7 protein-coding genes are annotated in these 6,958 nt (G+C 69.2%); 3 read left to right on the top strand and 4 right to left on the bottom strand.

The window, feature by feature from the left end; genetic code table 11:
* Nucleotides 1-87: 87 nt before the first annotated feature.
* Both H5T77_RS18235 and H5T77_RS18230 read right to left on the bottom strand, forming a co-directional pair.
* Entirely contained in the window at nt 88-1,089 is a 1,002-nt protein-coding gene (locus H5T77_RS18235) for an NAD(P)H-dependent glycerol-3-phosphate dehydrogenase (protein ID WP_292651620.1), read from the bottom strand.
* Nucleotides 1,086-1,850, bottom strand: a complete 765-nt coding sequence (locus H5T77_RS18230; RefSeq protein ID WP_292651618.1) for a lysophospholipid acyltransferase family protein — start codon at nt 1,848-1,850, stop codon at nt 1,086-1,088. The genes H5T77_RS18235 and H5T77_RS18230 overlap by 4 nt, the downstream gene beginning before the upstream one ends.
* Before the next feature lie 60 nt (nt 1,851-1,910).
* Here H5T77_RS18230 and cofC point away from each other — a divergent pair, with 60 nt between their 5' ends.
* The 3 genes from cofC to H5T77_RS18215 all read left to right on the top strand — a co-directional run bounded on the left by cofC (nt 1,911) and on the right by H5T77_RS18215 (nt 4,704).
* Nucleotides 1,911-2,552, top strand: a complete 642-nt coding sequence (gene cofC / locus H5T77_RS18225) for a 2-phospho-L-lactate guanylyltransferase (RefSeq protein WP_292651616.1) — start codon at nt 1,911-1,913, stop codon at nt 2,550-2,552.
* A 6-nt stretch (nt 2,553-2,558) separates the two neighbouring features.
* On the top strand, nt 2,559-3,401 hold the full coding sequence (locus H5T77_RS25690; RefSeq protein WP_366816641.1) for a pentapeptide repeat-containing protein: 843 nt from the start codon (nt 2,559-2,561) through the stop codon (nt 3,399-3,401).
* 112 nt (nt 3,402-3,513) lie between these two features.
* On the top strand, nt 3,514-4,704 hold the full coding sequence (locus tag H5T77_RS18215; protein ID WP_292651612.1) for a hypothetical protein: 1,191 nt from the start codon (nt 3,514-3,516) through the stop codon (nt 4,702-4,704).
* A 117-nt stretch (nt 4,705-4,821) separates the two neighbouring features.
* Here H5T77_RS18215 and leuD read toward each other — a convergent pair whose 3' ends face one another.
* Nucleotides 4,822-5,427, bottom strand: a complete 606-nt coding sequence (gene leuD, locus H5T77_RS18210; RefSeq protein ID WP_292651611.1) for a 3-isopropylmalate dehydratase small subunit — start codon at nt 5,425-5,427, stop codon at nt 4,822-4,824.
* 14 nt (nt 5,428-5,441) lie between these two features.
* Nucleotides 5,442-6,854: a 3-isopropylmalate dehydratase large subunit gene (leuC, locus tag H5T77_RS18205; RefSeq protein WP_292651609.1), complete on the bottom strand. Its 1,413-nt coding sequence runs from the start codon at nt 6,852-6,854 to the stop codon at nt 5,442-5,444.
* Nucleotides 6,855-6,958 lie beyond the last annotated feature (104 nt).

Raw genomic sequence — 6,958 nt, 5'->3', positions numbered from 1 at the left:
ACCAACACGGTCACTTACCGTGTTGGTCTCGACACGCCTCCGCCTAGCGGCTCCGAGGTCTGAACGAAGTGGCCTTCGACCGACGGGTTACTCGGTCTCGGCCTTCGTCGGCCGCTCGAGCATCTCGTCCAGGATCTCGCCGACGGTCTTGGCGCCGGAGACGACATCGTCGACGTACTGTGCCAGCGGCACGTCCACCCCGACCTTGGCCGCCAGCTCGCGCAGCGAGTGCGACGACTTGGCGCCCTCGGCGACCTGGTGGCTGGAGGCGAGGATGTCGGCGGTGGTCATTCCCTGGCCGAGCTTCTCCCCGAACGTACGATTGCGGGACAGCGGCGAGGAGCAGGTCGCGGCCAGGTCGCCCAGGCCCGCCAAGCCCATGAGGGTCATCGGGTTGGCCCCCAGCTGCATCGCCAGCCGCGCCGTCTCGGCGAGACCTCGGGTGATCAGCGACGCCTGGGTGTTGTCGCCGAACCCCATCCCGGCGGCCATGCCGGTCGAGATCGCGACCACGTTCTTGTAGGCCCCGCCGATCTCGCAGCCGACCACGTCGGTCGAGGTGTAGGGACGGAATGCGGGCGAGTGCACGCGGGCCTGGATGGTCTTGGCGACGTCCTCGTCAGCGCACGCGACCACGCCGGCGGCGGGCTCGCGGCGGATGATCTCCTTGGACAGGTTCGGACCGCTGACCACGGCGATCCGGTCCGGGCCCGCTCCGGTGACGTGGGCGATGACCTCGCTCATCCGCTCCAGGGTGCCGAGCTCGACGCCCTTCATCAGCGAGACCAGCGGCACGTCCTTGGGCAGGAACGGTGCCCAGTCGGTGAGGTTCTTGCGCAGCGTCTGGGACGGCGCCGCAAGGACGACCAGATCAGCGCCGTACGCCGCCTTCTCGATGTCGTGGGTGGCGCTGATGTTGTGCGGCAGATCGGTGCCCGGGTGGTACTCGGGGTTCTCGTGGGTGTCGTTGATCGCCGCCGCGACCTCCTCCCGGCGCGCCCACATGGTCACGTCGTTGCCCGCGTCGGCGAGGATCACCGAGAACGCGGTGCCCCATGAGCCCGCTCCAAAGACCGCTACCTTAGTCAATTGCTGTCCTTCTTCTTCGTCTTGCGGGGGTCGCCGGTCGCGTTCACACCGGCCTTCTTCGGGTCGAAGAGCTCGCTCGGCGGCTCCTCGCCCCTGATGTCGGCCACCAGGCCGACGATCGCCTTCATGATCCGGTCGGTCGCCTCGTTGATGACATCGGTGGTGTGGTCCTGGACCTCGAGGTCCTTCAGGCCCACCGGGTCACCGATCTTCATCTGGATCATCTTGCGGCCGATCAGATGCGGCTTGAGAGAGTACGCCGGAAGCAGCTCCTGGGCTCCCCATTGTCCCACCGGGTAGACCGGAGCCCCGGTCGCGAGCGCGATCCGAGCCGCGCCGGACTTACCTCGCATGGGCCAGCCGGTGGGGTCCTTGGTGATCGAGCCCTCGACGTAGACGACCACGATGCTGCCCTCGTTGACCGCCTTGACGGCCGCGTCGAAGGCCGAGGCACCGGCCTTACGGTCGACCGGGATCTGCCCGGCAGCCCGCAGGAACTTGCCCAGCGGGCCCTTGAACAGGCCGGCCTTGGCCAGGTAGCTCGGCCGACGTCCGTAGTCCCAGACGATGTGCGCCGCGGTGAACGGGTCGATCTCGGAGACGTGGTTGAGCGCGAAGACGGCTCCCCCGCTCTCCGGGATCTTCTCGCCGCCGTCCCACTGATGCTTGGTGGTGGCGAGAAGGGTGGGCTTCACGATGCCGACTGCAACGACCCACGGCCAGCCGACCTTGCCCTCCTGGAACTTCCGGTACTTTCCCACCAGGGCAGGTTACCGGGCCGTATCCGCGACATTGTGAGACACCTGTCAGGATCTACCCTGATGCCCGCACCCGCACCCGGTTACGTCGTCCTGCTGCCCGTCAAGCCTCCGGCGCGCGGCAAGTCCCGGCTGGTCGGCATCGAGCCGCACGAGCGGGCCGACCTCGCCCGCTCGTTCGCCCTGGACACCGCCGAGTCGTGCCTGGCTGCCACCCGCGTCAGCGCCGTCCTGGTGATCACCGACGACGCCCACTTCGCCGCCGACGTCGCCCGCCTCGGAGCCGCCGTCATCCCCGACGGGGTCAGCGGGGACCTCAACGAGACGCTGGTGCAAGGTGCGCGCGAGGCCCGGCGCCGCTGGCCGCGGCTCCGTCCCGCCGCGCTGTGCGGGGACCTGCCCGCGCTGCGCTCCGCCGACCTGGACACGGCGCTGGCTGCCTCGGAAGGGGCCGGGGCGAGGTACGTCGAGGACGCGGCGGGCGGGGGCACCACCCTCTACACCGCGCCCCACGATCTGTTCCGGCCCGCGTTCGGCCCCGGGTCCGCCGCCGCCCATCTCGCCGGCGGCGCCCGTCCCCTGGAGGGCGACCTCCACTCGCTGCGTCACGACGTCGACACCCTCGAGGACCTCGAGGCCGTACGCAGGTTCGGGCTGGGGCCGCGCACCGCGCTGGCTTCGGTGCGGGTCGGCAGTCTCGGCTAGGCGTCGCTGGAAGGGCTCTGGGACCCGGTCGTCGGGCCGGTCGAGCCTGCTCCCGAGCTCGTTCCCGTCGAGTCCTCCCCCGTTGATGGCTTCTTCCCAGGCGCCGTCTTCTCAGGGGCTGTCTTCTCAGGGGCCTTCTGCTCGGGCACCTTCTTCTCCGGCGCCTGCTGCGGCGTGGAGGTCTGCTTCGCGGGCGTCTTCTGGGCGACCGCCTTCTTCGCCGCCGCAGTGGTCGTCTGCGCGGGTGACTTCTTAGCGGCGGTCGTCTTCTTGGCCGTCGTCTTCTTGGCCGTCGTCTTCTTCGCCGCAGTCTTCTTGGCGGCAGTCTTCTTCGCGGCCGGGGTCTCAGCCGGGGTCTCGGTTGAGGTCGTCGCGGCGGCGGCCTTCTTCGCAGGGGCCTTCTTGGCGGTCGACTTCTTCGCCGCCGTGGCCTTCTTGGCCGGGCTCTTCTTCGCGGGTGCCTTGGTCGCGGGTGCCTTGGTCGCAGCAGCCGTCTCAGGCGTCGCCGACTTCTTCGCCGACTCCGACTTCTTCACCGGAGCGGACGTCTCAGCGGAGCCGGCTGCCTCCTTCGGGACGGCCTTGACCGGCTCGGCGGCCTTGACCGGCGCCTTGCGGCCCGGCCTCGGCAGCTTGACCTTCGGCACCGAGGGAACCTTCACCTTGCCGGTGACGACGTCGGCAACCAGCTTGCCCGCCGTGCCCGTCACGGTGCCGACTACCTTCCCGGCCTGCTTGCTCGCATCAGCTACTCGTTTTCTCACCACCCGATCGACCATAGGCCATATCCACACATTTGATACATACCGACAGCATGTGAACACGCACTGTTCACCGGAACTCTCCTGATCCGCCCGGGCACGACCGTTAGCGTGAAGACATTCTGGGCACATCCGGAAGCTCAGCTCTGGGGACGCAGCCTTTCGGGTGACAGGACGAGGAAGGTACGACCATCACCGACGTGCACATCGACGAGGAGCAGCGAACCGTGGTGCTCGAGGAACCACAGTCCCCGGCGAGGCACAGCCGTGCCGGGATCCTGTTCGCGGCCTGCATCATCCTCGCCCTGATCGCCTCAGTGGCCTGGCTGGCCGTCCACACGACCCGGCTCGCCGAAGGCCGCGCCAGCGCCGACGATCCCACACCGGTGCCGCCTGCTCCGAAGGTCCGCAACAGCGAGCCCGCCATCCCGGCGACGTACGCCGATCTCCCCATCGGTCCGGCAACGACCCTGCCGTTCCTCGACCGGGCCGGCCGGCTCCAGCTCGGGGCGAGGCCGCAGAAGGTCTACGGCTCCCAGATGAGCGTGGCCGGGTGGACGGTGCTGATGTACGAGGACAGCGACGCGCCCGGCCCGGTGTGGATCGCGCGACGCGGGAAGACCATCCAGATCCCCGGCCTGTGGAACCAGCCGACCCTGAGCAAGGACGGCAGTCAGCTCTTCGCTCTCCAGCAGACCGGCGACGCTTCCTCTGCTCTCGTCGCGGTGGACACCGCCACGGGCGAGGAGACCGACCGGCTCGCGCTCGATGGGACTCCTGCCGGCACCGCGGTGCTCGGCACCGACCGCACCCGCGCCTACTTCCGCACCGGCATCGTGCCCGCCCCGCCGGCAGTCCCCGGCAGCTACGGCGAGCTTGCCGTCTCCCGCCCGCCGGTGACGGCCTGGGGCCCCGGCAAGGCGACTCGTCGGATCTCGCTGCCGCTCGACTACCAGCAGCTGATCCCGCTGCACCGCGGCGTACTCCTCTACAACCCCGGTGAGTGGGAGGCCCGCTTCGCCGCCATCGAGGCCGACGGCAGCCTCACCCAGCCCGGCGTCCACGCGCCGCTGCCCGGGTCGGTCGCCGACTCCCCCGACGGCTCGGTCGTCGCCATCGCCCGCAACCCCAGCGACCCCGGGATGATCAGCTTCGGCGCCGAGCGCGGCATCGCGGTCAACATGAGCACGTCCGAGCACATCGACTTACGCGTCCCCGACTCCGTCGAGACGGTCCACGTCGCCGGCTTCGAGTCCGACCGCAGCGTCGTCCTCCGCACCGCCACCGCGTCCGAGTCCTGGTATCTCCGCTGCTGGGTCGACACCGGCTCCTGTGACCGCATCACCGGCTCCGAGCGTGGCCCCGACGGTCGCCAGATCCACCTCCCCTGACGACCCGCTGCCAGCCGAAGCGTCACGCGCACCGGCCGAGGCGTCACGTACGTCGGCCGAGACGTCACAGGCGTGACGTCTCGGCCGACGGGAGTGACGTCTCGGCGCGGAAGGCTCTCAGGCGTGCAGGGTGACCGGCTTGAAGGAGGGCCGGGTGGCCTCGTACGTGGCGATGTCATCGTCGTGAGAGAGCGTGATGCCGATGTCGTCGAGGCCCTCGAGGAGACGCCAGCGGGTGTAGTCGTCGATGTCGAAGGAGTCCTCGATGGCATCGGGGCCCTCGCCGGCGCGAACGGTGCGCGACTCGAGGTCGACGGTGATCTGGGCGCCGGGGTTGTCGTCGAGGTGGTCCCACAGCTTCTGGACGACCTTCTCGTCGACCTTCGCCGCGAGCAGGCCGGCCTTGCCGGAGTTGCCGCGGAAGATGTCGCCGAAACGACTCGAGATGACGACCCGGAAGCCGTAGTCCATGAGCGCCCAGACGGCGTGCTCGCGCGAGGAGCCGGTGCCGAAGTCGGGGCCGGCGACGAGGACCGAGGCCCCGGCGTACGCCTCGTTGTTGAGGACGAAGGACGGGTCGTTGCGCCAGGCGGCGAAGAGGCCGTCCTCGAAGCCGGTGCGGGTCACGCGCTTGAGGTAGACCGCGGGGATGATCTGGTCGGTGTCGACGTTGCTACGACGCAGCGGCACGCCGAGGCCGGTGTGGGTGGTGAACTTGTCCATGTCAGGCGCTCCGTTCAGGCTCGGGCGAGAGTCAGGTCGGCGGGCGAGGAGAGGGTGCCGCGTACGGCGGTGGCGGCAGCCACCTCCGGCGAGACCAGGTGGGTGCGACCACCCTTGCCCTGGCGACCCTCGAAGTTGCGGTTCGAGGTGGACGCCGAGCGCTCACCGGGGGCGAGGATGTCGGGGTTCATGCCCAGGCACATCGAGCAGCCCGCGCCGCGCCACTCGGCGCCGGCGTCGAGGAAGATCTTGTGCAGACCCTCATCCTCGGCCTGGAGCCGCACCCTGGCCGAGCCGGGCACGACCAGGAAGCGGGTGCCCTCGGCGACGTGGTGGCCCTGGATGATGTCGGCGGCCGTACGCAGGTCCTCCATGCGCCCGTTGGTGCAGGAGCCGAGGAAGACGGTGTCGATGCGCACCTCGCGCATCGGGGTGCCGGCCTCGAGACCCATGTAGGTCAGAGCCTTCTCCGCGGCGACCTTCTCGTCGGCGTCCTCGAAGTCGTCGGGGTTCGGGACGGCGGCGCCCAGCGGGACGCCCTGACCCGGGTTGGTGCCCCAGGTGACGAACGGGGTGACCTCGGCGGCGTCGAGCACGATCTCCTTGTCGAAGACGGCGTCCTCGTCGGTGACCAGCGACTTCCAGTGCGCGACGGCCTGGTCCCACTCGGCGCCCTTCGGAGCCTCGGGCTTGTCCTTGATGTAGGCGAAGGTGGTCTCGTCCGGGGCGATCAGGCCGGCCTTGGCACCCCACTCGATCGACATGTTGCAGATCGTCATCCGGGCCTCCATGGAGAGCTCACGGATGGCCTCGCCGCGATACTCCACGATGTAGCCCTGGCCGCCGCCGGTGCCGGTCTTGGCGATCAGGGTGAGGATCAGGTCCTTGGCGCTCACGCCATCGGGCAGAGCGCCGTCGATGGTGACGGCCATCGTCTTCGGCTTGTCCTGCATCAGCGTCTGGGTCGCCAGCACGTGCTCGACCTCGGAGGTGCCGATACCGAACGCGATCGCGCCGAACGCACCGTGCGTGGAGGTGTGCGAGTCACCGCAGACGATGGTCATGCCCGGCTGGGTGAGACCCAGCTGCGGGCCGACCACGTGGACGATCCCCTGCTCGGCGTCGCCGAGGGGGTGGAGACGTACGCCGAACTCCTCCGCGTTCTTGCGGAGCGTCTCGACCTGCGTGCGGCTGACCGGGTCGGCGATCGGCTTGTCCCAGTCGACGGTCGGGACGTTGTGGTCCTCGGTGGCGATGGTGAGATCGGGGCGGCGTACCCTGCGGTTGGAGAGCCGCAGCCCCTCGAACGCCTGAGGGCTGGTCACCTCGTGGATGAGGTGAAGGTCGATATAGAGGAGATCAGGCTCTCCGGCGCTCGACCGGACGACATGCTCGTCCCACACCTTCTCCGACAGGGTCCTGCCCATGACACGTTCTCCATCTGGCATCTTGGTCTGTAGTGGCCGGCGGCGGGTCGAGCGTTGAATCGCGAAGTCAGATCCGCCACTTCCAGTCTGCTGCTCCGAGCGTA

The sequence above is a fragment of the Nocardioides sp. genome, assembly GCF_014360585.1.
Classification (GTDB): domain Bacteria; phylum Actinomycetota; class Actinomycetes; order Propionibacteriales; family Nocardioidaceae; genus Nocardioides.
The sequence above is the reverse complement of the archived record's forward strand: the minus strand, read 5'-3'. Positions and strand labels throughout refer to the sequence as shown.

What these genes read in the sequence shown, in the direction of transcription:
- cofC (WP_292651616.1), top strand. Translation starts at nt 1,911, where the DNA reads ATGCCCGCACCCGCACCCGGTTACGTCGTCCTGCTGCCCGTCAAGCCT.
- leuD (WP_292651611.1), bottom strand. Translation starts at nt 5,427, where the DNA reads ATGGACAAGTTCACCACCCACACCGGCCTCGGCGTGCCGCTGCGTCGT.
- leuC (WP_292651609.1), bottom strand. Translation starts at nt 6,854, where the DNA reads ATGGGCAGGACCCTGTCGGAGAAGGTGTGGGACGAGCATGTCGTCCGG.